23 protein-coding genes and 1 tRNA gene are annotated in these 24,648 nt (G+C 65.5%); 12 read left to right on the top strand and 12 right to left on the bottom strand.

All coding sequences use genetic code 11. From position 1 onward, the window contains the following. Window positions 1–15 precede the first annotated feature (15 nt). From SFB74_RS15745 to lptF, 5 genes are all read right to left on the bottom strand, one after another. Window positions 16–1,182: a pyridoxal phosphate-dependent aminotransferase gene (locus SFB74_RS15745; RefSeq protein WP_432731715.1), complete on the bottom strand. Its 1,167-nt coding sequence runs from the start codon at window positions 1,180–1,182 to the stop codon at window positions 16–18. Then, the gene (locus SFB74_RS15750) at window positions 1,179–2,120 is read right to left on the bottom strand and encodes a CysB family HTH-type transcriptional regulator (protein WP_093195336.1); all 942 of its coding nucleotides are present in this window, start codon (window positions 2,118–2,120) and stop codon (window positions 1,179–1,181) included. Before SFB74_RS15750 ends, SFB74_RS15745 begins: the two co-directional genes overlap by 4 nt. A 63-nt stretch (window positions 2,121–2,183) precedes the next feature. After that, window positions 2,184–2,549, bottom strand: coding sequence for a sirohydrochlorin chelatase (locus SFB74_RS15755; RefSeq protein WP_432731716.1), 366 nt, complete (start codon window positions 2,547–2,549; stop codon window positions 2,184–2,186). Further along, window positions 2,546–3,658, bottom strand: coding sequence for an LPS export ABC transporter permease LptG (gene lptG, locus SFB74_RS15760; RefSeq protein ID WP_432731717.1), 1,113 nt, complete (start codon window positions 3,656–3,658; stop codon window positions 2,546–2,548). Before lptG ends, SFB74_RS15755 begins: the two co-directional genes overlap by 4 nt. After that, a complete protein-coding gene (lptF, locus tag SFB74_RS15765; protein ID WP_432731718.1) occupies window positions 3,655–4,785 on the bottom strand; it encodes an LPS export ABC transporter permease LptF in 1,131 nt (376 codons plus the stop codon). The genes lptG and lptF overlap by 4 nt, the downstream gene beginning before the upstream one ends. 21 nt (window positions 4,786–4,806) lie before the next feature. On the opposite strand from lptF, the gene SFB74_RS15770 reads away from it, so the two are divergent. The 4 genes from SFB74_RS15770 (at window position 4,807) to SFB74_RS15785 (ending at window position 8,522) form a co-directional block, all read left to right on the top strand. After that, window positions 4,807–6,333, top strand: a complete 1,527-nt coding sequence (locus SFB74_RS15770; protein ID WP_432731719.1) for a leucyl aminopeptidase — start codon at window positions 4,807–4,809, stop codon at window positions 6,331–6,333. Continuing rightward, complete coding sequence (locus tag SFB74_RS15775) at window positions 6,330–6,770, top strand: DNA polymerase III subunit chi (protein ID WP_432731720.1); 441 nt, start codon at window positions 6,330–6,332, stop codon at window positions 6,768–6,770. The genes SFB74_RS15770 and SFB74_RS15775 overlap by 4 nt, the downstream gene beginning before the upstream one ends. Window position 6,771: 1 nt before the next feature. After that, window positions 6,772–7,167: a hypothetical protein gene (locus SFB74_RS15780; protein ID WP_432731721.1), complete on the top strand. Its 396-nt coding sequence runs from the start codon at window positions 6,772–6,774 to the stop codon at window positions 7,165–7,167. A gap of 137 nt (window positions 7,168–7,304) precedes the next feature. Further along, window positions 7,305–8,522 (top strand): branched-chain amino acid ABC transporter substrate-binding protein, encoded by a 1,218-nt coding sequence (locus SFB74_RS15785; RefSeq protein ID WP_126019500.1) that lies wholly within the window; start codon window positions 7,305–7,307, stop codon window positions 8,520–8,522. A gap of 66 nt (window positions 8,523–8,588) precedes the next feature. On the opposite strand, the gene SFB74_RS15790 is transcribed toward SFB74_RS15785, so the two are convergent. The 5 genes from SFB74_RS15790 to SFB74_RS15810 all read right to left on the bottom strand — a co-directional run bounded on the left by SFB74_RS15790 (window position 8,589) and on the right by SFB74_RS15810 (window position 11,134). Continuing rightward, on the bottom strand, window positions 8,589–8,978 hold the full coding sequence (locus SFB74_RS15790) for a response regulator (RefSeq protein ID WP_432731722.1): 390 nt from the start codon (window positions 8,976–8,978) through the stop codon (window positions 8,589–8,591). Window positions 8,979–9,068: 90 nt separating this feature from the next. Beyond that, complete coding sequence (locus tag SFB74_RS15795) at window positions 9,069–9,425, bottom strand: hypothetical protein (RefSeq protein WP_432731723.1); 357 nt, start codon at window positions 9,423–9,425, stop codon at window positions 9,069–9,071. A gap of 185 nt (window positions 9,426–9,610) precedes the next feature. Further along, window positions 9,611–9,701, bottom strand: a tRNA-Ser gene (locus tag SFB74_RS15800). 25 nt (window positions 9,702–9,726) lie between these two features. After that, window positions 9,727–10,671, bottom strand: coding sequence for an SPFH domain-containing protein (locus SFB74_RS15805; protein ID WP_093195326.1), 945 nt, complete (start codon window positions 10,669–10,671; stop codon window positions 9,727–9,729). A gap of 37 nt (window positions 10,672–10,708) precedes the next feature. Next, on the bottom strand, window positions 10,709–11,134 hold the full coding sequence (locus SFB74_RS15810; protein ID WP_432731724.1) for an NfeD family protein: 426 nt from the start codon (window positions 11,132–11,134) through the stop codon (window positions 10,709–10,711). A gap of 227 nt (window positions 11,135–11,361) precedes the next feature. Between SFB74_RS15810 and SFB74_RS15815 the strand changes: the two genes are divergently transcribed. Continuing rightward, window positions 11,362–13,668, top strand: coding sequence for an Orn/Lys/Arg decarboxylase N-terminal domain-containing protein (locus tag SFB74_RS15815; RefSeq protein ID WP_432731725.1), 2,307 nt, complete (start codon window positions 11,362–11,364; stop codon window positions 13,666–13,668). A 44-nt stretch (window positions 13,669–13,712) separates the two neighbouring features. Here SFB74_RS15815 and SFB74_RS15820 read toward each other — a convergent pair whose 3' ends face one another. Then, entirely contained in the window at window positions 13,713–14,555 is an 843-nt protein-coding gene (locus tag SFB74_RS15820) for a DNA ligase (protein ID WP_432731726.1), read from the bottom strand. Between the two features lie 66 nt (window positions 14,556–14,621). Continuing rightward, window positions 14,622–15,404, bottom strand: coding sequence for an enoyl-ACP reductase FabI (fabI, locus tag SFB74_RS15825; protein ID WP_432731727.1), 783 nt, complete (start codon window positions 15,402–15,404; stop codon window positions 14,622–14,624). Between the two features lie 37 nt (window positions 15,405–15,441). Here fabI and SFB74_RS15830 point away from each other — a divergent pair, with 37 nt between their 5' ends. The 7 genes from SFB74_RS15830 (at window position 15,442) to nusA (ending at window position 24,627) form a co-directional block, all read left to right on the top strand. Further along, window positions 15,442–17,259 carry an extracellular solute-binding protein gene (locus SFB74_RS15830; protein WP_432731728.1) on the top strand — a complete coding sequence of 606 codons (1,818 nt, stop codon included), beginning with the start codon at window positions 15,442–15,444 and terminating at the stop codon, window positions 17,257–17,259. Between the two features lie 36 nt (window positions 17,260–17,295). Next, window positions 17,296–18,330, top strand: coding sequence for a microcin C ABC transporter permease YejB (locus SFB74_RS15835; protein ID WP_432731729.1), 1,035 nt, complete (start codon window positions 17,296–17,298; stop codon window positions 18,328–18,330). A 7-nt stretch (window positions 18,331–18,337) separates the two neighbouring features. After that, window positions 18,338–19,411 carry an ABC transporter permease gene (locus SFB74_RS15840; protein WP_432731941.1) on the top strand — a complete coding sequence of 358 codons (1,074 nt, stop codon included), beginning with the start codon at window positions 18,338–18,340 and terminating at the stop codon, window positions 19,409–19,411. Next, complete coding sequence (locus SFB74_RS15845) at window positions 19,411–21,054, top strand: ABC transporter ATP-binding protein (RefSeq protein ID WP_432731731.1); 1,644 nt, start codon at window positions 19,411–19,413, stop codon at window positions 21,052–21,054. Before SFB74_RS15840 ends, SFB74_RS15845 begins: the two co-directional genes overlap by 1 nt. A gap of 19 nt (window positions 21,055–21,073) precedes the next feature. Continuing rightward, window positions 21,074–22,282, top strand: a complete 1,209-nt coding sequence (locus tag SFB74_RS15850) for a YbfB/YjiJ family MFS transporter (protein WP_432731732.1) — start codon at window positions 21,074–21,076, stop codon at window positions 22,280–22,282. Between the two features lie 190 nt (window positions 22,283–22,472). After that, entirely contained in the window at window positions 22,473–23,117 is a 645-nt protein-coding gene (rimP, locus tag SFB74_RS15855; protein WP_432731942.1) for a ribosome maturation factor RimP, read from the top strand. Window positions 23,118–23,133: 16 nt separating this feature from the next. Next, window positions 23,134–24,627, top strand: a complete 1,494-nt coding sequence (nusA, locus tag SFB74_RS15860) for a transcription termination factor NusA (RefSeq protein ID WP_126181716.1) — start codon at window positions 23,134–23,136, stop codon at window positions 24,625–24,627. Window positions 24,628–24,648 lie beyond the last annotated feature (21 nt).

A 24,648-nucleotide genomic window follows, 5' to 3' on the forward strand; every position in this document is an offset into this window, starting at 1 on the left:
CGCAGCGTGCGGCTCTCAGAGCCGCGCGAGGCGGTCCAGCGCGGCCAGCAGCGTCTCGTCCTTCTTGGCGAAGCAGAAGCGCACCACGCGCTGGTCGAAGCCGTTGCCGTAGAAGGCCGACAGCGGAATGGCGGCCACGCCGATCTCGCGCGTGAGCCACAGGCAGAACTCTGCTTCCGAGAGATCGCTCACCGCAGAGATGTCGACGCACTGGAAGTAGCTGCCTTCGCTGCGCAGCAGCCTGAAACGGGTCTTCTCGGCCAGGCCCGCGGCGAACAGGTCGCGCTTGCGCTGGTAGAAGGCCGGCAATTCGAGGTAGGGCTTCGGCTCGGCCATGTACTGCGCCAGCGCGTGCTGCATCGGCGTGTTCACGGTGAACACGTTGAACTGATGCACCTTGCGGAACTCGGCCATCAGCGGTGCCGGCGCGGCCACGTAGCCGACCTTCCAGCCGGTGACGTGATAGGTCTTGCCGAAGCTGCTGACGATGAAGCTGCGAGCGGCCAGCCCCGGAAAGCGCGCCACGCTCTCGTGGCGGGCGCCGTCGAACACCATGTGCTCGTAGACCTCGTCGCTGATCACGAACACGTCGGTGGGCGTGAGCAACTCTTCCAGCTGACGTATCTCGGCTTCGGTCCAGACCGTGGCGCTCGGGTTATGCGGCGTGTTGATGATGATGGCGCGCGTGCGCGGCGTGAGCGCGGCGGCGATCTTGCCGAAGTCGGGACGGAAGGTGCCGGGCACGAGCGGCACGCGCACCACGCTGCCGCCGGCCAGTTCGATGTTGGGCACGTAGCTGTCGTAGCAGGGCTCCAGCACGATCACCTCGTCGCCCGGACGCACCACGGCGAGGATGGCCGTGATGATCGCCTGCGTGGCGCCCGCGGTGACGGTGATTTCCGTGGCCGAGCTGTAGCTGTGGCCGTACTGCGCCGAGATCTTGGCCGCGATGGCTTCGCGCAGCGCCGGGATGCCGGGCATCGGCGGGTACTGGTTGTGGCCCGCGGCCATGGCGGCCGTCACGTCCTCGAGCAGCTTCGGGTCGCAGTTGAAGTCCGGGAAGCCCTGGCCCAGGTTGACCGCGTTCTTCTCGGCCGCGAGGGTCGACATGACCGTGAAGATGGTTGTGCCGACGGAAGGCAGCTTGGTGCCGACTTCGGGTGTACGTGGGGACGTGCTCATAGCTCGTAATCTTGTTGGTGGCCGCTGAGGGCCTTGGCGATCAGGTTGCGGTCGAGGCGGTCGGAGAGCAGCTCGGCAAACTTGAACACGAAGTTGCGCAGGTAGGCGCTGCGCTTGAAGGCGACGCGGGCGATATTCTGGCCGAACACATGGCCCATCGGGCGCACCACGAGGTCGGCGTTCGACTCGTCGCGCACCGCCATCTCGGCCACGATGCCCACGCCCAGCCCGAGGCGTACGTAGGTCTTGATCACGTCGGAGTCGATGGCCTCGAGCGCGATGCGCGGCGTGAGCTTCTTCTGCGCGAAGGCGTGGTCGATGCGCGTGCGACCGGTGAACGACGGGTGGTAGGTGATGATCGGCTCGCTCGCCAGGTCTTCCAGCGAAATGCGCTCCTTGGAGGCCAGCGGGTGGTCCTTGGGCAGCACCAGCACGTGCTGCCATTCGTAGCAGGGCAGGGTCACCAGTTCGGCGTAGCCGTCGAGCGACTCGGTGGCGATGCCGATCTCGGCGATCTCGTCGATCACCATGCGCGCCACCTGGTCGGGCGAGCCCTGGTGCAGGCTCACGTTGACCTTGGGGTAGGCCTCGCGCAGGTTGGCCACGGGCACCGGCAGCACATAGCGCGCCTGGGTGTGGGTGGTGGCGATGGAGAGGGTGCCGCTGTCCTGCGCGCTGAACTGCTCGCCGATGCGCTTGAGGTTGCCCACCTCGCGCATGATCAGCTCGATGCTGGCGATGACGTGCTGGCCCGGTTCGGTGACGCGCTTCAGCCGCTTGCCATGGCGCGCGAAGATCTCGACGCCCAGTTCTTCCTCGAGTTCGATGATGGCCTTGGAAACCCCGGGCTGGGAGGTGTGTAGCGCCTTGGCCGCCTCGGTGAGGTTCAGGTTGCGCCGCACGGCTTCCTGAACAAACTTGAACTGATGCAGATTCATATCAAATTCCGTCTTATTGCGGAATTCATTATGCCTTCGGAATCTATCGAAATTGCCGAATGTTCAAGATTTGACCGCAATCCTGGCCAGGAGATCGACCAGTTCGGGCTCTTCGCCCACGATCCGGGCCAGCGAGAAGCCGATGGCGGGCCAACGCTGGCGCAGCGTCTCGACCTGATTCGGCAGGTCTTCGCGGGCGTGCTTGCCCATGCCGAGGAAGAGCGGAACGATGCGAATGGCGGTGGCGCCGCCGGCAATGAGCGCCTCGGCGGCCGTGGGCAGGTCGGGCGCGGCCAGCTCCATGTAGGCGCAGGTCACGCGGGCATCGGGATCGTTGCCACGCACCTGTTCGGCGACGGCCTCGATGGGCTGGCGCCAGCGCTCGTCGCGCGAGCCGTGCGCCAGCAGGACGATGCCCTGCGCGGTCATCGTCGCAGCACCAGCCAGCTGAAGGCCGTGAGCGACATCACCGAGTAGATCAGCCCCGGCGCTGCCGCAGTGAGCCATGGAGACCAGTTGCTGAGGTTGCCGAGATAGCCGAACACGTTGTTCAGCAGGAAGAAGCTGATGCCGATCATCACGCCGCCGAACACGTAGGTGGTGATGCCCGACTGGCGGAAATGCAGGTACGCGAAGGGCAGGGCGAGCACCACCATCACCAGGCACGACAGCGGATAGAACACCTTGCGCCAGAACTCGATCTCGTAGCGCTGCGCGGTCTGGCCGTTGGCGTCCAGGTGGCGGATGTAGTCGAACAGGTCGATCGTGCTCATCCGGTCGGGGCGCAGCAGCGCGACCGACACCATCTCGCCGGTCAGCGAGGTCGGCCAGTTCAGCTGCGGGATCTTGGTGGTGACGATGTGCGCCTGCTCGGACGAGCTGCGCGTGTCGTACTTCTGCTCCTCGACGCCGGTGAGCATCCAGTGGCCATCGTTGCCGATGGTGGCCGAGGCCGCGACGATCTGGGTCTTGATGTAGCCGCTCTCGTCGAACTCGAAGATGCGCGGGCTCTTCAGCGCGCCCTTGCGGTCGATGGCCAGCACGTTCACCGCGTAGGAGACGTTGTCGCGCTTCTCCTTGAGCCATGCGCCCGTGTTGCCGGCCAGCGAGTAGGTGCCCTGGTACCTGGCCTTGAGCAACTGGCCTGTGCGTTCGGAGACAGGGGCGATGTAGTCGCCGATGGCGAAGGTCAGCACGACGAAGCCGATGCCCATGAGCAGCAGCGTGCGCAGCGCACGCCAGGGGCCCAGCCCGCTGGTGCGCAGGATGGTGTACTCGGAGCTCTGCGCCAGCCGGGCCATCACGAAGATCGAGCCGATCAGCACCGTGATCGGCAGCAGCTCGTACAGGTGGCTCGGCACCAGCAGGGTCACGTAGAGCAGTGCCTGGGCGGGCCCGTAGTTCAGGCTGTCGGGCTTGCCGATGGACTGCAGCTCGTCGACGAAGTCGAAGAAGAAGAAGAGGCTCAGGAAGCCGAGCGTCACGAATGCGACGGCCTTCAGTACCTCGACGTAGATCAGGCGTCTTATCGTTTTCACGTGGGTTCGATCCTGGCAGCGGAAGGCGCGACGATGGCGGCGGAGGACTGGTTCTGCCCGATCCGTCGGCCCCAGTTGTTCTGGCGGGCGCCGAGCCACGCCAGGTTGATCAGCAGCACGCCGCCGTGCAGCAGAAGCATGAAGCCGCCCATGCCGTACTTGCCCGAGCTGATCCAGCTCTGCCCCAGGTTGAGCATGTTGTAGTAGACGACGAAGGCGAAGAGCGCGAGCAGCAGGTTGCCGCTGCGGCCCACGCGGGGATTGCCGCTGGACACGTTCAGCGCCAGCAGCACGAAGTTGACGGCCGCCAGCAGCATGCCGATGCGCCAGGCCAGCTCGCCCCGGCTCGGCGCGGTGGCATCAGTCAGCAGCGACAGGGTGGTGCGGGCACGCGGGGGCGTCGCGTCACCCGTCAGGCCGGAGCTCCCGCCGGCACGGGTGCCGTAGGTCTTGAATTCGCTGATCTTCAGGCCGGTGTTGGCCATCGGCTGCTCCAGCCGCTGGCCGTTGTTGAGCAGCAGGTAGCGCGAATCGCCGATGTTCTCGATGCTGCCGCTGCGCGCCGAGGTGGTGATCTGCATGTTGCGCTCGACCGACCAGATGAAGACGTTGGTGGCCTTGGAGTTGTCGGGCGTCTCCTTGTCGATGAAGAACACGCGCACCCGGCCGGCGGATTCGCGGAACTCGCCCGGCGCCACGCGCTCGATGTCGCTGCGCTGTTCGTACTGCTTGCGCATGCCGATGGTCTGCGAGTTGGCCCACGGCCAGCCCACCAGCGCCATCACGGCGATCAGGATCAGCACCGGCCAGGCGAAGCGGAACAGCGGCTTGACGAAGTCGGCCATGCCGCGGCCGCTGGAGAACCAGATGACCATTTCGCTGTCGCGGTACATGCGCGACAGGGTGCCGACGATGGCGATGAACAGGCTCAGACTCAGGATGGTCGGCATGTAGCCGAGCACCGTGTAGGTCATGACCAGGAACACCTCCTGCGGATTCACACTGCCCTTGGACGCGAGCCCGAGGGTGCGGATGAGCATCATGGTCATCACGATGGTGACCAGTACCACGAGGGTCGCTCCGAAGCTGCGGGACAGCTCCTTGCGTAGGGAAGAATGGAATAACATCGTTCGAGGAAAAAAAGGATTATGGACTTTCAACTCAAGACCCTCACCGTCGCCCAGGCCGCAGCCGAGAAATCCGATGTCCTGATCGTGCTCGTCGGCAGCGCTCCCATCACCTCCAAAGACCCGCTTTCCGTGCTCGCCGCCAGTGCCCGCAAGGCTGGCGACCTGCCCGACAAGGCCGGCAAGCTGCTCGGCCTCTACCGTCCGGAAGACGTCGTGGCGGGCCGCGTGGTGCTCGCCGCCATCGGCGACGGCAAGCCGGCCGCGGCGCGCAGCGGGGTCGTGGCGGCGGTCAATTCCGCCAAGGTCCAGGCGCCCGCGCCCAAGCGGGTGACCGTGGTGTTCGCGCAGCCCGCGGACGCAGCGGCGGTGGCCGCAGCCGTCACCGCGGCGGCCGACGCCAGCTACGTCTACACCACCACCAAGTCGAAGGCCGAACCCCGCAGCATCCGGCAACTGACCGTCGGCGTGGCCGATGCCGGGGCGGTTTCCGCGGCGTTCGACGAGGCCCGCGCCACCGTCCGGGGCATCGAGCTGGCCAAGGAATGGGGCAACCGGCCGGCCAACCACGCCACGCCCACGCTGCTGGGCGAGGCCGCCAAGGAACTGGCGAAGCTGCCGAACATCAAGTGCGAGGTGCTGGGGCCGAAGGAGGTCGAGAAGCTCGGCATGGGCTCTTTCGCCGCTGTGGCGCAGGGCTCGGCGGAGCCGCTGCGCTTCATCGTGCTGCGCTACCACGGCGCGCCCAAGAGCCAGGCGCCCGTGGTGCTGGTCGGCAAGGGAATCACCTTCGATACCGGCGGCGTCTCGCTCAAGCCGGCTGCCGAGATGGACGAGATGAAGTTCGACATGTGCGGCGCGGCCAGCGTGCTGGGCACCTTCCGCGCGCTGGGCGACATCCAGCCCGCCATCAACGTCGTCGGCCTCATCCCCTCGTGCGAGAACATGAACGACGGCCGCGCCGTGAAGCCGGGCGACGTGGTGACCAGCATGAGCGGCCAGACCATCGAGGTGCTCAACACCGACGCCGAAGGCCGGCTCATCCTGTGCGACGCGCTGACCTATGCCAAGCGCTTCGAACCCGCCGCCGTGATCGACATCGCCACGCTGACGGGCGCCTGCGTGATCGCCCTGGGCGGCGTGCGCAGCGGCCTGTTCGCCAGCGACGACACGCTGGCCGCGGCGCTCGAAGCCGCCGGAGAAGCCTCGCAGGACCGCTGCTGGCGCATGCCGCTGGACGACGACTACGCCGAAGGCCTGAAGAGCAACTTCGCCGACGTGGCCAACATCGCCGGCCGCGCGGGCGGCGCCATCACCGCTGCCAAGTTCCTGCAGCGCTTCACCAGCGAGTTCGCCTGGGCGCACCTGGACATCGCCGGCACCGCCTGGAAGAGCGGGGCGGCCAAGGGCTCGACCGGCCGGCCGGTGGGCCTGCTGGTCTCCTACCTGACGAACCGCGCGGGCAGCGTCGACGGCGCCAAGGCGAAGTCCGGCAAGAAGGCCAAGGCAGCAGCAGCCCCGGCTGGAAAGGCCCGGACCGAGAAGTGACGGAAATCGGCTTTCACTACAACGCGCGCGACAAGCTGAACTACGCCTGCCGGCTGGTTCGCAAGGCCGTGAACACGCGCGGCCTGCGCGTGGTGGTGGTGGGCGATGTGCGCTCGCTCGACGCGGTGGATGCCGCGCTCTGGCAGCTGTCGCCGGTGGACTTCGTCGCGCATTGCCGCGACGACGCCCCGGCCCACGTGGTCGCTCGCTCGCCCGTGGTGCTGTCGGCGCAAGGGGCCGATGCAGCCTCGCTGCCGCACCGCGAGATGCTGGTGAACCTGGGCCTCGAAGTGCCCGCGGGCTTCGAGCGCTACGAACGCATGATCGACATCGTGAGCGACGAGGCCAACGACCGGCAGGTCGGTCGTGCCCGCTGGCGCCACTATGCCGATCGTGGCTACACCATCCAGCCGCACGACTTCGCAAAGAGTTCCTGACATGGCCAGCACGCTGCGTACTCCACCCCGGTTCGTTCCCACGCTGACCACGGTGCTCGACGTTCCGGCGGAGCCCGCGAGCCCCGAGCCGCAGGCCGCGCCGGTGCCTCAGCCCGACCCGGTGAACTCGATGGCGTTGCCGCCCGCTGCGCAGCTTTCGCAGGCGGAAATCGTCAGTCTCGAAGAGCAGTTGCTGCACCGCGTCCTGCAGCGCGTCGACCTCTCGCTGGAAGAGCGTTTGAGCGACACCGTGTCAGCTGCCGTTCAGCATCAGCTCGATGCGATGGTGCCCCGTTTGCGCAATGAAATAGAGGCCGTTTTGCGCGCGCTCGTGATCGAGGCGATGGCCGCGGAACTCAGCGAAAACACCGGGTCTACGCCAGCTTCCGGACCCTGAATACTGGGCTAAACTGCGCCGCAGGTCGGAAGGGCGTGAGGGTGCCGCTGGTCTGCGGCGCGAAACTTGCGAGGTCTGCGCGCCCGGATCACACGACCGGTTTGTTTATTCTTTTCATCCAAGTTCTGGAGGTTCCCATGCAATTGAAATGGACTGCGGTCGCACTGGCTGCAATCACGCTCGTGGCTTGCGGCAAGAAGGAAGAAGCTGCTGCTCCCGCTGCAGCGCCCGCGCCAACGGCCGCGGCCCCGGCTGCTGCACCTGCACCCGCACCTGCCGGAGACACCCTGGTCGTCAAGATCGGCCACGTGGCACCTACCAGCGGCCCCATCGCCCACCTCGGCAAGGACAACGAGTTCGGCGCCAAGATGGCCATCGAGGACCTGAATGCAAAGGGCATCAAGATCGGTGACAAGGTCGCCAAGTTCGAGCTGGTTCCCGAAGACGACGCAGGCGACCCGAAGCAGGGCACGGCCGTCGCACAGAAGCTCGTGGACGAAAAGGTCAATGGCGTGGTCGGTCACCTGAACTCGGGCACCACCATCCCCGCCTCCAAGCTGTACAGCGACGCAGGCATTCCGCAGATCTCGCCTTCGGCCACCAACCCGAAGTACACCCGCCAGGGCTTCAAGACCACCTTCCGCGTCGTGGCTGACGACACGCAGCTCGGCGGCACGCTGGGCAAGTACGCAGTCGAAACGCTCAAGGGCAAGAACATCGCCGTGATCGACGACCGCACCGCCTACGGCCAGGGCGTCGCCGAGGAATTCGAGAAGTCGGCCAAGGCTGCCGGCGCCACCATCGTGGGCCACGAATTCACCACCGACAAGTCGACCGACTTCAACGCCATCCTGACCAAGCTGAAGGCCGCCAAGCCCGACGTGCTGTTCTTTGGCGGCATGGACGCCGTGGGCGGCCCGATGCTCAAGCAGGTCAAGCAACTCGGCCTGAACGTCAAGTTCATGGGCGGCGACGGCCTGTGCACCGGCGAACTGCCGAAGCTGGCTGGCGATGCCATCGGCGAAGACATGGTGGTGTGCGCTGAAGCCGGCGGCGTGGACGGCGACTTCAAGCAGCCGCTGGAAGACTTCAAGGCCAAGTTCAAGACCAAGAACGGCGTGGACGTGCAGATCTATGCACCGTACGTGTACGACGCGGTCAACGTGCTGGCCGAAGCCATGGTGAAGGCCGGTTCGTCCGACCCCGCCAAGTACCTGCCCGAAGTCGGCAAGGTGCAGTACAAGGGCGTGACCGGCCCGATCGCCTTCGACGAGAAGGGCGACATCAAGAACGGTGCCCTGACGCTGTACACCTACAAGGGTGGTGCGCGTACGCAGATCGCCGTGGTGCGCTGATTCGCTTCAGCCGAAAACAAAAAAGGGCCTTCGGGCCCTTTTTTCATTGGCGCTCAGATCGATAGATCAGAGCGGCGCCAGGCCCGATGGCCGGTTCGCGTTGCAGTATTCGATGAAGGCGTCGAGGTCGCGCGACTTGTCGAACACCGCATCGGCGCCAAGGGCAGTGCAGCGCGCCCGGATGTCGGCCGTCACGTAGTTACTGAGCACCACCACCCGCTGGCTGGGCTTGCGCTCCCTGGCGCCGCCGAGCACGCCGAGGCCGGAGCCTTCCTTCAGGAACAGGTCGACGATGAGAAGCTGCCAGTCGTCGGGATGCGCGGCGAGCCAGGCAAGGGCTTCCGTCTCGGTTTCGGCGTAGCCGACCACACGGCCGTTGACCAAATCCTCAAGGGCCGGGACCAGGTTGTCCCTGATGGTCTTGTTGTCCTCGACGAGGAACGTGATGAGGGCCATGCCGTGGTTTCGCTTTGAGAACGAATAGCGTAGCGTGCCTGGCGCTGCCTCCGCGTAGGAGAAGGGATACGGACGTGGTGCGCAGCGCGGTCAGTCCGAGCTCTCGGATCGGATCTTCGCCTTGAGCTTCTTGGCCAAGGCCTGGCTCTCGTCGCGTTCGGCCGTCACCTCGAGCCGCTTCTCGATTTCCTCGCTCAGAGCGGCATTCACCTCGGCGAGCTTCTCGGCGGACTTGGCCAGCTTTTCCTCCAGCTGGCTGGTGTGCTCGATCGCCTGTGCCACTTCGCCGACCTGCACATCGTCGGGCAGTTCCTGCTCGAGCACCGTGTTGACCACGGCGAGGTTGTCCGATGCCCGCTGCACATCGGCAGCCACCTGCTCGCTCTTTTCGAGGGTGTGATCCAGCGTTGTCGTGCCACGCGGTGGGCTTTTCGGTTTTCCGGCCATCGGGATTCCTTTGAGGGCTTGGAAGATATAGAACCTTTGGATCGTAGCGCCAGACGCGAGGGCCCGGGCGGCCGTGTTCGGTTGTTGCAAAGCAACGCATTGCCTTTCAAGTCGAAGGCGACCCGGACGGGCAGCGGAAACAGAAAAGCCCAGGTGCTTGTGGCAACCTGGGCTTCTTGTTTCTCTGGCGGAGCAGGCGGGATTCGAACCCGCGGAGGGCTATTAACCCTCACACGCTTTCCAGGCGTGCGACTTAAACCGCTCATCCACCGCTCCGAAGCCCACGATTGTAGCAGTCAGTTCAGCCCTGATTTGCCTGACCTTGCACCGAAGATTTGCCGGCCTGCACCATCCGCATCGCCGACGCGATGAGCGTGGCGGTTTCGGTCATGTTGCTGGGCACGATCAGCGTGGTCTTGGAGTCGGCCGCGACCTTGCCGTAGGCGTCGACGGCGCGCTCGGCCACCTTGAGCTGCACGGCCTGCTCGCCGCCGGGCTGGCGGATGGCTGCTGCCACGCGCTCGATGGCGTCCGCCGTCGCCGTGGCCACTGCCGTGATGGCTGCGGCCTCGCCCTGGGCGTTGTTGATCTGCGCCTGCTTCTCGCCCTCGGAACGGGCAATGAAGGCCTCGCGCTCGCCGGTGGCGATGTTGATCTGCTCCTGGCGGCGGCCTTCGGAGGCCGCGATCAGCGCGCGCTTCTCGCGTTCGGCGGTGATCTGGCGCTGCATCGCCTGCAGGATTTCCTTCGGCGGGGTCAGGTCCTTGATTTCATAGCGCAGCACCTTCACGCCCCAGTTCAGCGCCGCCTCGTCGATCGCCGCCACCACCTGGGCATTGATCACGTCGCGCTCCTCGAAGGTCTTGTCGAGCTCCAGCTTGCCGATCACGCTGCGCAGGGAGGTCTGCGCGAGCTGCGTCACGGCCACGATGTAGTTCGACGAGCCGTAGCTGGCGCGCATCGGGTCGGTCACCTGGAAGTACAGGATGCCGTCGACCTGCAGCTGCGTGTTGTCGCGCGTGATGCAGATCTGGCTCGGCACGTCGAGCGGGATTTCCTTCAGGCTGTGCTTGTAGGCCACCCGGTCGATGAACGGGATCAGGAAGTTGGGGCCGGGCGTCATCGTGCCGTGGTACTTGCCCAGCCGCTCGCGGATCCAGGCGTTCTGCTGCGGCACGAACTTGACCGACTGGCTGATGAAGATGATCGCGATGACCAGGATGATGAGGGGTACCGAGAATTCCATGGTGCGCTTCCTTTTCCGAGTTCTACGTACAGACTGACTAAACCTTGTCGACCACCAGCCGGCTGCCGACCACCTCGACCACGCGGTGCTCGCCGGTGGAGGGCGTGCGGCCGGCGCGCTGGACCACCGTCCATTGCGCGCCCCGGTAGCGCACGGTTGCCGTGCCATCGGCGTTCCATGCGTCGACCTGGACGCTTTCGCCGATGTCGAGATTCACGTCGCGGTTGGCTTCGGTGGGCGGGGCAGGGGGGCGCCTGCGCTGGATCGAGTACCAGACCAGCACGGCCCCCACGCCGATGACCGCTGCCACGATCAGCTGGGTGACGGTGCCGAAGCCCAGGTGGGCCGAGATCGCCGCGGCCGCGAAGCCGGCCGCCAGCAGCAGGAGATAGACGGTGCCCGAGAGCAGCTCTACCACGATGGCCGCCCCCGCGATCAGCCACCAGACAGTGGAATTTGCCATGTCGACTCCTCTTTTTGCTTGTTCGATGCGCGCCATTCTGCGGCATCCGCTCCAAGCGCTTGCCCAACGTAGGGATACTGGGCCGGGAAGGGCAAAAGCAACCTTGTCCGACAGCACCGGATGGCTTGCGCGAAGCTGACCGGATTCGTCATCCGAATTCCGTACACTTCGCGCCTCGCCACATTGCCTGTGTGTTTCTCCCAGTCAGCCTGTCCGGAGCCCCGCTCATGAAATTCCGCTTTCCCATCGTCATCATCGACGAGGACTTCCGCTCCGAAAACACTTCGGGCCTCGGCATCCGCGCGCTCGCGCAGGCCATCGAGACGGAGGGCTTCGAGGTGCTGGGCGTCACCAGCTACGGCGACCTGAGCCAGTTCGCCCAGCAGCAAAGCCGCGCCAGCGCCTTCATCCTGTCGATCGACGACGAGGAGTTCACCATCGGCCCCGACCTCGATCCGGCCGTGCTGAACCTGCGCAACTTCATCGGCGAAGTCCGGCGCAAGAACGCCGACGTGCCGATCTACATCTACGGCGAGACCAAGACCTCGCGCCACCTGCCGAACGACATCCTGCGCGAGCTGCACGGCTTCATCCACATGTTCGAGGACACCCCCGAATTCGTGGCGCGCCACATCATCCGCGAGGCCAAGAGCTACCTCGAGAGTGTGCAGCCGCCGTTCTTCAAGGCGCTGATCGACTACGCAGAAGACGGCTCCTATTCGTGGCACTGCCCGGGTCACTCGGGCGGCGTGGCGTTCCTCAAGAGCCCCGTGGGCCAGATGTTCCACCAGTTCTTCGGCGAGAACATGCTGCGCGCCGACGTCTGCAACGCGGTGGAAGAACTGGGCCAGCTGCTCGACCACACCGGCCCGGTGGCGGCCAGCGAGCGCAACGCGGCGCGAATCTTCAACGCCGACCACTGCTTCTTCGTGACCAACGGCACCAGCACCAGCAACAAGATGGTGTGGCACCACACGGTGGCCCCGGGTGACGTCGTGGTGGTCGACCGCAACTGCCACAAGTCGATCCTGCACGCGATCATCATGACCGGCGCCATTCCGGTGTTCATGAAGCCCACGCGCAACCACTTCGGCATCATCGGCCCCATTCCGAAGAGCGAGTTCGAGCAGAGCGCCATCAAGGCCAAGATCAAGGCCAACCCGCTGCTGGCTGACGTGGATGCCGACAAGGTCAAGCCGCGCGTGATGACGCTCACGCAGTCGACCTACGACGGTGTGATCTACAACACCGAGACCATCAAGAACATGCTCGACGGCTACGTCGACACGCTGCACTTCGACGAGGCATGGCTGCCGCACGCGGCCTTCCACCCGTTCTACGGCGCCTACCACGCGATGGGCAAGCGCCGCGTGCGGCCGAAGGAATCGCTGGTGTTCGCCACGCAATCCACGCACAAGCTGCTGGCCGGCATCAGCCAGGCCAGCCACGTGCTGGTGCAGGATTCGCAGAACCGCCAGCTCGACCGCGACCTCTTCAACGAGGCCTACCTGATGCACTCGTCGACCAGCCCGCAGTACGCGATCATCGCGAGCTGCGACGTGGCCGCCGCCATGATGGAGCCGCCCGGCGGCACCGCGCTGGTGGAGGAGAGCATCCTCGAGGCGCTGGACTTCCGCCGTGCCATGCGCAAGGTCGAGGAGGAGTTCGGCAAGGACGAGTGGTGGTTCAAGGTCTGGGGTCCCGAGAAGCTCGTCGAAGAGGGCATCGGCCGTGCCGAAGACTGGATCATGCATGGCGAGAAGAATGGCCAGCCGAAGACCGGAAAGGGCAAGAACTCGCAGCGCAACTGGCACGGCTTCGGCGAACTGGCCGACGGCTTCAACATGCTCGACCCGATCAAGTCGACCATCGTCACGCCGGGCCTCGACCTCGAGGGCAACTTCGCCGAGACCGGCATCCCGGCCAGCGTGGTGACCAAGTTCCTCGCCGAGCATGGCGTGATCGTGGAGAAGACGGGCCTCTACAGCTTCTTCATCATGTTCACCATCGGCATCACCAAGGGCCGCTGGAACACGCTGCTGACGGCGCTGCAGCAGTTCAAGGACGACTACGCGCGCAACCAGCCGATGTGGCGCATCCTGCCCGAGTTCTGCCAGCAGCACCCCGGCTACGAGCGCCTGGGCCTGCGCGACCTGTGCCACCACATCCACCAGCTGTACGCGCGCTACGACGTGGCCCGCCTCACGACCGAGATGTACCTGAGCGACCTGACGCCGGCCATGAAGCCCAGCGACGCCTTCGCACACATCGCGCACCGCAAGACCGAGCGCGTGGAAATCGACGACCTCGAAGGCCGCATCACCACCAGCCTGATCACGCCGTACCCGCCGGGTATTCCGCTGCTGATCCCGGGCGAGGTGTTCAACAAGAAGATCGTCGACTACCTCAAGTTCTCGCGCGAGTTCAACACGCAGTGCCCGGGCTTCGAGACCGACATCCACGGCCTCGTGGCGCGCGTCGACGAAACGGGCCGCAAGCGCTACTACGCGGACTGCGTCAAGGAAGCGAAGTAACGGGCAGCAGAAGCGGGCTGGGGGCCGGACCACCGGCCGGCCACTCAGCCCTCGCGCACCCGCATGAAGCGCGCGAAGCGGGGCAGGCCCTTGGCCGTGGTGCCGTTGTATCGGTAGGTCACCCAACTGCCGATGGCGGGCGGGTTCTCCCGCTGCGCATCGGTGAAGCCCGTACCCAGCCTGAAGCGCTTGCCGTCGGGCGTCTCGACCACCAGCGCGCCGAGCCTGGCGCTGTGCCTGCCCTTGCCGGGCACGTGCTCGATCACCCGGGCTTCGGCGTCCTCGTAGGGCTTGACCTTCAGCAGGTCGTTGCTGCGCTCGCCCTTGTAGAGCGAAGCGCCGCGGTGGAGCATCAGGCCTTCGCCACCCATCTTCACCGTCTTGTCGAGCAATGCCTGCAGCGCCTCGTGCGTGGTCGCGCGCTCCTGCGGCACCGGCACCACCCACGGCGCATCGGTGATGGGCAGCAGTTTGCGCAGGGCTGCGAGCCGCGTCGTGAAGTCGCCGGGCTGGGCGGGCAGGTCGAACGCCATGAAGCGCATCTCGTGCCACGCGATGTCGTTGGGCGTCTGGTTGCGCGCCGTCGACACCGCGTGCGAGAACCGGCCCCGGCCGGCCCAGAGTTCGCCGTCGAGCGGCTGCTTCGGCAGCGCGGCGGTGAACCACGCCGGGGCGACGATCCGTTCGCCGCCGCGCGTCCATAGTTGCCGGCCGTCCCAGTAGGCGCGCACGCCGTCGTACTTCTCGCTGACCCAGTAGTCCGCCAGCGACATGCCGCGGCGGTACGTCTCGGCCAGCATCAGCGACGGCGCGGGCTCGCGCGCGAGTGCCGCCGGCGCGATGGCCAGGCCGAAAACGGCGAGCAGCAGGGAACGGCGGTTCAGCACGTTGCTATGAAATGAATAGCGAAAAAAGGCCGCTTGAGCGGCCCTGTCGTCATGGGGGCCGGCGGGTTACTCGGCCATTCCGCCGACCACGTTGCTGAAGCCGCCGTCCACGTAGGTGATCTCGGCGGTCACGCCGCTGGCCAGGTCGCTCAGCAGGAAGGCGGCCACGTTGCCGACTTCCTCGATGGTCACGTTGCGGCGGATCGGCGACGCGTCGGCCACGGCCGCCAGCATCTTGCCGAAGCCCTTGATGCCGCTGGCAGCCAGCGTCTTGATCGGGCCGGCGCTGATGCCGTTGACGCGCATGCCCTTCGGGCCGAGCGAGGCGGCCGTGTAGCGCACAGAGGCTTCGAGCGAGGCCTTCGCCAGGCCCATGGTGTTGTAGTTGGGCAGGGCGCGTTCGGCGCCCAGGTAGGTCAGCGTGAGCAGGGCCGACTTGTCGTTGAGGTAGGGCAGGGCCGCCTTGGCCATGGCCGGGAAGCTGTATGCACTGATGTCGTGCGCGACCTTGAAGCCCTCGCGCGAGAGCCCGTCCAGGAAGTCGCCCGCGATGGCCTCGCGCGGCGCGAAGCCGATGCTGTGCACGAAGCCGTCGAACCTGGGCCAGGCCTGGGCGAGGTCGGCGAAGAGCTTGTCGATCTGCGCATCGTCGCTCACGTCGCAATCGAAAATCAGCTTCGAGCCGAAGTCTGCGGCATATTCGGTGATACGGTCCTTGAATCGCTCGCCGACATAGCTGAAGGCGAGCTCCGCGCCCTGGTCGTGACAGGCCTTGGCAATGCCATAAGCAATGGAGCGATTGCTCAGTACACCGGTGATCAGCAGTTTCTTGCCCGAAAGAAAGCCCATGAGGTTGCCTTGTGAAAATCTTGGGCAGAATTCTCGCATGCGGTTTCTCCGGGTCTGGTGGTTGTTGGTGTGTGCGGCTCCCGCTTGGGCTGTGCATGGTTACGCGCTCTGGGATGATCTCAAGTACCCCCCCGGCTTCAAGGCGTTCGACTACGTCGATCCGGCCGCGCCCAAGGGGGGCGAGCTGAGGTTGGTGAGCAGCCTGCGTGTATCCACCTTCGACAAGTACAACCCCTTCACCATCAAAGGCACTGCGCCGGCCTACCTCGACAACCTGATGTTCGACACGCTGCTGGCCGGCGCGATGGACGAGACAGGATCGGGCTACGGCCTGCTGGCCGAAGACGTGACCGTGGCCCCCGATCGCCGCAGCGTCACTTTCCGGCTGCGGCCCGAGGCGAAGTTCCACAACGGCATGCCGGTCGAGGCGGCCGACGTGAAGTACACCTACGAAACGCTCATCGGTCCCTATACCTCGCCGAGCTACAAGACGCTTTTGCAGGAAGTGGACGGTGCGGACGTGGTCGATGCACGCACCATCCGCTTCCGCTTCAAGACCATCAATCGCGAGCTGCCGCTGATCGTCGGCGCTCTGCCTGTCTTCAGCCGTGCCTGGGGCGTAGAGAACGGGAAGGCCAAGCCCTTCGACCAGGTCGTGATGGACATTCCAATCGGCAGCGGCGCCTACAAGATCGGGCCGGTGCGCTTCGGCAAGGACATCACCTACGTGCGCGATCCCAACTACTGGGGACGCGACCTGCCAGTCAACCGCGGCTCGCACAATTTCGACCGGATCACCGTCAAGATCTACAAGGACAACGCCGCCCGTCTCGAAGCCCTGAAGGCCGGTGAGTTCGACATGATGAGCTTCTATTCGGCGGGAGACTGGGCGCGCCGGGTCTATGGCAGGCGCTTCAGCAGCGGCGAGCTGGTCAAGCGGGAGTTTCCGCACAAGAAGCCAGCGGGCTTTCAGAGTTACGTGCTCAACACCCGGCGGGACAAGCTCAGCGACCCGCGCGTGCGCGAGGCGCTCGGGCTGGCCCTCGACTACGAGTGGATGAACCGGCAGATGTTCTACAACGGCTATCCACGCGTGAAGGATCTGTTCGGTAACACCGACTGCGAGGCACAGGGGTTGCCGTCGCCCCAAGAAAAGGCGTTGCTGGAGCCTTGGCGCGGCAAGATTCCCGATGCCAGCTTCGGTCCGATGTACACGCCGCCTGTCACCGAGGGCGAAGGCCATTCGCTGCGAAACAACCTCCGTCACGCACGAGACCTGCTGAAGCAGGCCGGGTGGGAGTATCGCGACGGTGCGCTGCGCAATGCCAAAGGCGAGGCGATGGCGCTCGAATACCTGGACAGCAAGGAAGGTGGCGTGCGCACCGTATCGCCGTGGGTTCGCAACCTCGAGAAGCTGGGCATCAAGCTCAACTTCGTCACTGCCGACTTCGCGCTCTACCAGGAACGGCTCGACCGCTTCGACTTCGACATCACGACCATCAATTTCCAGGGCACCAACAACCCGGGCCAGCAGCTGCTCGAGATCTTCGGGAGCAAGGCGGCCAAGACGGAGAGCTCGGGCAACTTCATGGGCGTGTCGACGCCAGCCGTCGACGCGCTGCTCAAGGACATCGTCGACGCCGATACCAAGGCCGAACTGATCCCGGCCTGCAAGGCGCTCGACCGGGTGATCATGCACAGCCACTACCTGATTCCCCAGTGGACGTTGACTTCGCACCGCATCGTCTACAACGACTGGCGGCTGGTGTTCAAGTCGCCCATGCCGCCCTACGCGGGTGGCGAGGATTGGGTCATGAGTACTTGGTGGGCCAGGATGCCTCCGCGCAAGCCCTAGAAGCATCAGAGAAAAAGCGAAAAGAAGGAAACGGCCGTGCTCTCCTATGTCCTCAAGCGCCTGCTGCTGTTCGTACCGACGCTGCTCGGCGTGCTGCTGGTGACCTTCCTCGTGATCCAGTTCGTGCCCGGCGGGCCGGTCGAGCAATACCTTGCCGAGGCCAAGACCGCTGGGCGTGGCGGCGGGGGCTTCGAATCGGGTGGCGGCAGCTACCGCGGCAACCAGGGCGTGGATCCGAAGCGGCTGGAGCAGATCAAGGCGCTCTATGGCTTCGACAAGCCACCGCACGAGCGGCTCTTCCTCATGCTCGGGCAGTTCGCGCGCTTCGACCTGGGCAAGAGCTTCTTCCAGAACAAGGACGTCTGGACCCTGATCCTGGAGAAGCTGCCCGTATCGATCAGCCTGGGCTTGTGGACTTTTCTCATCAGCTACGGCGTGGCGGTGCCATTGGGAGTTGCGAAGGCGGTCAGGGCTGGTACGCGCTTCGATCTGATCAGCACCCTAATCGTGCTCATCGGCTATGCCATTCCGGGCTTCGTGCTCGGGGTGGCGCTGCTGGTAGTGTTTGGCGGACACCTGCAGTGGTTTCCGCTGCGGGGGCTGACCTCGGCCGACTGGGACGAGCTCGGCTGGGGCGCCCGGATCGTCGACTATCTCTGGCATATCACCTTGCCGGTGACCGCCATGGTGCTCGGCAGCTTCGCGGTGACGGCCATGCTCACGAAGAACGCGTTCCTGGAAGAGATCCGCAAGCAATACGTGCTTACCGCGCGTGCCAAGGGGTTGGGCGAGAAGCAGGTGCTCTGGAAGCACGTGTTCCGCAACGCGCTGATCCCGATCATCACGGGCCTGCCTTCGGCGTTCATCGGCGCGTTCTTTGCGGGCTCGCTGCTGATCGAGACGCTGTTCTCCCTCGATGGCCTGGGCCTGCTGGGCTATGAAAGCGTGATCCGCCGGGACTACCCCGTCGTGCTCGGCACGTTGTTCCTCTTTACGCTGATCGGCTTGTTCGCCAAGCTGATTTCCGATCTCTGTTACGTCCTGGTGGATCCGCGTGTCAAGTTCGACTGATGGCGCCATTGTTGGCGCTGGCGAGGCGCCCAGGGCTGAGATTGCAGCCAAGCCTACCCATACCTCGCCGGGACAGCGCGCCTGGCTGCGCTTCAAGCGCAATCGGCTCGGCTTCTGGAGTCTGGTGATCTTCGCCACGATGGTGGTTCTGAGCCTCTTTGCGGAAGTTCTATCGACCGACAAGCCGCTGGTCCTGCGTTATGAGGGCCGCACCTATTTCCCGGTGCTGCGCGACTATTCCGAGAAGACCTTCGGGGGCGACTTCGAAACGCCGGCCGACTACCTCGACCCGTTCATCAAGGATCGCATCACCCAGGGCGACAACTGGGCGATCTACGCGCTCAATCCGTACGGCCCCAAGACGCTGAACTACTTCGCGAAATCGCCCAGCCCCGCCGCGCCGAGTTGGGACAACCTGCTGGGCACGGACGATCGGGGCCGCGATCTGCTGGCCCAGCTGATCTACGGGTTTCGCGTAAGCGTACTTTTCGGCTTGGCGCTCACTGCCATCGGTACGGTGCTGGGCGTTGCTGCGGGGGCAGTGCAGGGCTATTTCGCGGGCAGGATCGACCTCGCATTCCAGCGCTTCATCGAAATATGGGGGTCGATGCCGGAGCTCTACCTGCTGATCATCTTCAGTGCCATCTTTGCGCCCAGTGTTGCGCTGCTGCTCATCCTGCTGAGCCTGTTCGGCTGGATGGGCCTGGCCGACTACGTGCGCGCCGAGTTCCTGCGCAACCGACAGATGGACTACGTGCGCGCAGCCCGCGCCCTGGGCGTAGGCAATCTGCAGATCATGTGGCGCCACATCCTGCCCAACAGCATGGTGCCTGTCGTCACCTTCCTGCCGTTCCGGATGAGCGCGGCCATCCTGGCGCTGACTTCGCTCGATTTCCTGGGGCTGGGCGTGCCGCCGGGTACGCCATCGCTCGGCGAGTTGCTCGGCCAGGGCAAGGCCAACATCGACGCCTGGTGGATCTCGATCTCCACTTTCGGCGTGCTGGTCGTCACGCTCATGCTGCTGACCTTCATGGGCGACGCCCTGCGCGACGCGCTCGATCCGCGGAAGGCCGACAAGTGATGAGCACCGTACCCAGTCAATCCTTGCTCGACGTGAAGAACCTGCGCGTCGCTTTCGGCGGCAAGGAGGTCGTGCACGGCATCGACTTCCAGATGGCCGCCGGCGAAAAGCTCGCGCTCGTCGGCGAATCGGGCTCGGGCAAGACCGTCACCGCGCTGTCGCTGCTGCGGCTGGTGCAGAACGCCGATCTTTCCGGTGCGGCCCGGCTTTTCGGCAACGGCCAGAGCGGGCAGAAGCAGCAGGGGCCGCGCGACCTGCTGTCGATTCCCGAGCGCGAGCTGCGCGGCATCCGGGGCAAGGAGATCGCGATGATCTTCCAGGAGCCGATGACTGCGCTGAACGCGCTCTACACCGTCGGTGACCAGATCGCCGAGGTGCTCGAACTGCACGAGGGGCTGTCGAAGCGCTCTGCGCAGGCGGCTGCCGTTCAGCTGCTGGCCGACACCGGCATTCCAGAGCCGGCACGGCGGGCGAGGGCGTTTCCGCACCAGCTCTCGGGCGGGCAGCGCCAGCGGGCGATGATCGCCATGGCGCTCGCCTGCAAGCCGCGCCTGCTGCTGGCCGATGAGCCGACCACCGCGCTCGACGTGACCGTGCGCGCGCAGATCCTCGACCTGCTGGCCGACCTGCAGCACAAGCACGGCATGGCGGTGCTGCTCATCACGCACGACCTGAACCTGGTCCGGCGCTTCGCCGACCGCGTGGTGGTCATGGAAAGCGGCCACATCGTCGAGCACGGCGCGGTGGCGTCGGTGTTCGAGGCGCCGCAGCATCCCTACACGCGCAAGCTGATCGACAGCCATCCGGAGCGCGATGTCGCGGCGGTGGCGGCGGGTTCCGGCGCGGCGCCGTTGATAGAGGCCAAGGCCTTGCGCGTGAGCTATCCGGTGCCCAAGCCGGGCTTTGCAGGCTGGTTCGGCAAGGGCGAGTTCGTGGCGGTGCAGGGGGCCGATTTCCGCATCGCGCCCGGCGAGACATTGGGCGTGGTCGGCGAGTCGGGCTCGGGCAAGTCGACGCTCGCGTTGGCGGCGCTCGGGCTGCTGAAGCACCAGGGTGCGCTGAAGGTGGCGGGCAAGGGCTGGGCGGTCGATCGCGCCTCCGATCTGGGCCTGCGTCGGGTGATGCAGGTGGTGTTCCAGGACCCGTTCTCGTCGCTCTCGCCGCGCATGACGGTGGAGCAGATCGTGGGCGAGGGGCTGCGCGTGCATGCGCCGGAGCTCGGCGTGGAGGCACGGCGGACGCGCGCGCTGGCCGCTCTGGCCGACGTGGGGTTGACGGAGACGCAGTTTCCGTCGCTGCTCGAGCGCTATCCGCACGAGTTCTCGGGCGGGCAGCGGCAGCGGCTGGCGATCGCCCGGGCGCTGATCGTCGATCCGCAGCTGCTGGTGCTCGACGAGCCCACCAGCGCGCTCGACGTCACGATCCAGAAGCAGGTGCTGGGACTGCTGCAGCGGCTGCAGCGCGAGCGAGGCCTGGGCTACCTGCTGATCACGCACGACGTGGAGGTGATCCGCGCGATGGCGCACAACGTCATCGTGATGAAGGACGGGGCCATCCTCGAGACCGGGCCGGTCGAGCGTGTGCTCGATGCGCCCGAGCACCCCTATACGAAGAAGCTGGTGGCTGCGGCGCTGCTGGAATAAGACGGAGACTGCAAGAAAGATGTCGGAAATCGGACGCGACCGGCGCGGCGCCTGGCGCGCGGCGCTGGCCTGCATGGTCACCCTCGCGGTGGCGATGGGCCTGGGGCGCTTTGCCTTCACGCCGATGCTGCCCATCATGCTGCATGAGGGAAAGCTGGAGTTGGCGGCGGGCGGATTGCTGGCTTCGCTCAACTACCTGGGCTACTTCCTCGGGGCGGTGAGTTGCGCGGCGATCGGAATCAAGGCGTCGAGCATGGTGCGGGGCGGGCTGCTGGCCACGGCGGCGCTGCTGGTCGGCATGGGGCTGCTGCACAGCTTCACGAGCTGGGGCGTGCTGCGCACGGCGGCGGGCGTGATGAGCGCCTGGGTCTTCGTCTTCGCCTCGGGCTGGGGGCTGCGCCGGCTGGCAGAGACGAACGCGCCGGCGCTGGCCGGGGTGATCTACACCGGGCCGGGAATCGGTATCGCCATGACGGGGCTGCTGGGCGGCGCTTTGGGGCGGTGGGGCTCGGAGGCTGGCTGGATCGGCCTGGGCGTTCTCGCGCTGGTGCTGATCGCGGTGATATGGAAGGTGTTCGACGATGGCGAACTGGCGAAGGCCGGCGGTACCGCGGCTCCGGCGCCTGCTGCCGCGGCGCGCGTCGCTGGACCGGACGACCGCAGCGATGCGATCTGGCTTGTCGCGCTCTACGGGCTGGCGGGATTCGGCTACATCATCACCGCCACGTTCCTGCCGGTGATCGCCCGGCAGGCGCTTCCGGGGTCGTCCTGGCCGGATTTCTTCTGGCCGCTGTTCGGGGTGGCCATCATTCCCGGTGCGTTGATCGGAGCCCGCGCTCCGACGCATTGGGACAACCGGCTGCTGCTGGCGGTCGCCTACGCTTTGCAGGCGCTGGGCGTCGTGCTGTCGGTGGCGTGGCCGAGCATTGCCGGATTCGCTCTCGGCAGCCTGCTGCTGGGCATGCCATTCACCGCCATCACTCTTTTCGCGATGCGGGATGCGCGTCGGCTCAGGGGCAATGCTGCAGCGGGGCTGATTGGCTATGCGACGGCTTCCTACGGGGTGGGGCAGATCGTCGGGCCGCTGTTTGCTGCTCCGTTGGCCCAGCGGACCGGGTCTTTCCAATTGCCGCTGCTGGTTGCGGCAGCGGCATTGGCGCTCGGGGCAGTGCTTTTTGCGTTCGTCTGGTTCAAATCGCGCCGCGCGGCCGTGCCGGCGCCGCAATAGCGCGTTCCGGCACCCAAAGGCCCTTCATTAATTGCACAAATAGCATATAATTCGAGGCTCACGACCAAACGGGCGGGTACCAACCGCCCGTTTTTTTTGGTCCATCCATTCCAGGCATTCATTCATGGCTATCTGGCATCCGTGGCGGGCGGATGGCAGGGCCGGGCATTTAAAAGGCGCTTTCGAACACGTGGCATTGCAGCAAATAGTGGAACAAACCGTGGCCGGCCTCGGCTACGACCTGGTCGAGATCGAGCGTTCGGCCGGGGGACTGCTGCGCGTGACGATTGATTTGCCCTGGGAAGCCCCCACCTCCGAAGCTGCGGCCGCTGGCCTGCCGGAACCTTTCGTCACGGTCGAGGACTGCGAAAAGGTGACGCGCCAGCTGCAATTCGCGCTCGAGGTCGACGGCGTCGATTACAAGCGGCTCGAGGTGTCCTCGCCGGGTATTGACCGCCCGCTGCGCAATGAGCAGGATTTCGAACGTTTCGCGGGCGAGGTGATCGACATCACGCTCAAGGCGCCAATGGGCGCCGCGGCGGCTGGCCAGGTGGCGGCCAACCGCAAGAAATTTCGCGGCACGCTGGAGCGGGCCGCACAGGTAGAGGGCGCCGGCGCCCCGGGCTGGCAGATCGTCTGGAGTGATGCGCCGGAGCCCAAGCCGGGTCAAAAAGTGAGCAAGAAGCGCGCGCCAGCCACGCTGCAGGCGCTCGGCTTCGTGCTGGACGAGCTGCGCGAGGCGCGGCTCGCGCCAATTGTGGATTTCAAGGGCCGCAAGGCCAAAACCCAGCCGGGTTTTTCGGATATTGACGACGGAACGCAGGTTCCGGACTGACCAGAGGAGTGGTGGCATGAATCGCGAAATGTTGATGTTGGTGGATGCGATCTCGCGCGAGAAGAACGTCGAGCGCGACGTGGTCTTCGGCGCGGTCGAGTCCGCGCTGGCGCAGGCCACCAAGAAGCTCCATCAGGGCGATGTGGACATCCGCGTCTCGGTCGATCGCGACAGCGGCGATTACGAAACCTTCCGCCGCTGGCACGTCGTGCCTGACGAGGCCGGCCTGCAGCTGCCCGACCAGGAAATCCTGCTCTTCGAAGCCAAGGAAGAAATGCCCGACATCGAGGTCGGCGAGTACATCGAGGAAGCTGTCGACTCCGTGCCCATCGGCCGCATCGGCGCCATGGCCGCGAAGCAGGTCATCCTGCAGAAGATCCGCGACGCAGAACGCGAGATGCTGCTCAACGACTTCATGTCGCGCGGCGACAAGATCTTCGTGGGCACCGTCAAGCGCCTGGACAAGGGCGACATCATCGTCGAGGCCGGTCGCGTCGAAGGCCGCCTGCGCCGCAGCGAGATGATCGCCAAGGAAAACCTGCGCAACGGCGACCGCGTGCGCGCCATGATCATGGAAGTCGACCTGACGCTGCGCGGCGCGCCGATCATCCTGTCGCGCTCGGCTCCCGAGTTCATGATCGAGCTGTTCCGCCAGGAAGTGCCCGAGATCGAGCAGGGCCTGCTCGAAATCAAGAGCTGCGCCCGCGACCCCGGTTCGCGCGCCAAGATCGCAGTGCTCTCGCACGACAAACGTGTCGACCCGATCGGCACCTGCGTCGGCGTGCGCGGCACGCGCGTCAACGCCGTGACGAACGAGCTCGCCGGCGAGCGCGTGGACATCGTCCTATGGAGCGAAGACCCCGCCCAGTTCGTGATCGGTGCGCTGGCTCCGGCCAACGTGTCGTCGATCGTGGTCGACGAGGAAAAGCACGCCATGGACGTGGTGGTCGACGAGGAAAACCTCGCCATCGCCATCGGCCGCGGCGGCCAGAACGTGCGCCTGGCTTCCGACCTCACCGGCTGGAAGATCAACATCATGGACGCCAACGAGTCGGCCCAGAAGCAGGCGAGCGAAACCGACGCCAGCCGCAAGCTGTTCATGGAGAAGCTCGACGTCGACGAGGAAATCGCCGATATCCTCATTTCGGAAGGCTTCAACAGCCTCGAGGAAGTGGCCTATGTGCCGATCTCCGAAATGCTGGAGATCGAGGCCTTCGACGAAGACACCATCAACGAGCTGCGCGCCCGTGCCAAGGATGCGCTGCTGACCATGGAAATCGCCAAGGAAGAAGGCGTCGAGACGCAGTCCGCGGTGTCGCAGGACCTGCGCGACCTCGAGGGCCTGGACCCCGAGCTGATTCCCAAGCTGCACGAAGCGGGCGTGAATACCCGTGACGACCTTGCCGACCTCGCGGTCGATGAACTCACCGAGATCACCGGCCAGAGCGCCGATGACGCCAAAGCCCTCATCTTGAAGGCCCGCGAACACTGGTTCGCCGGCCAAGAGTGATGGTCATGGAGGCACGAAACC

This window comes from Variovorax xiamenensis (genome assembly GCF_050916385.1).
Classification (GTDB): Bacteria; Pseudomonadota; Gammaproteobacteria; order Burkholderiales; family Burkholderiaceae_C; genus Variovorax.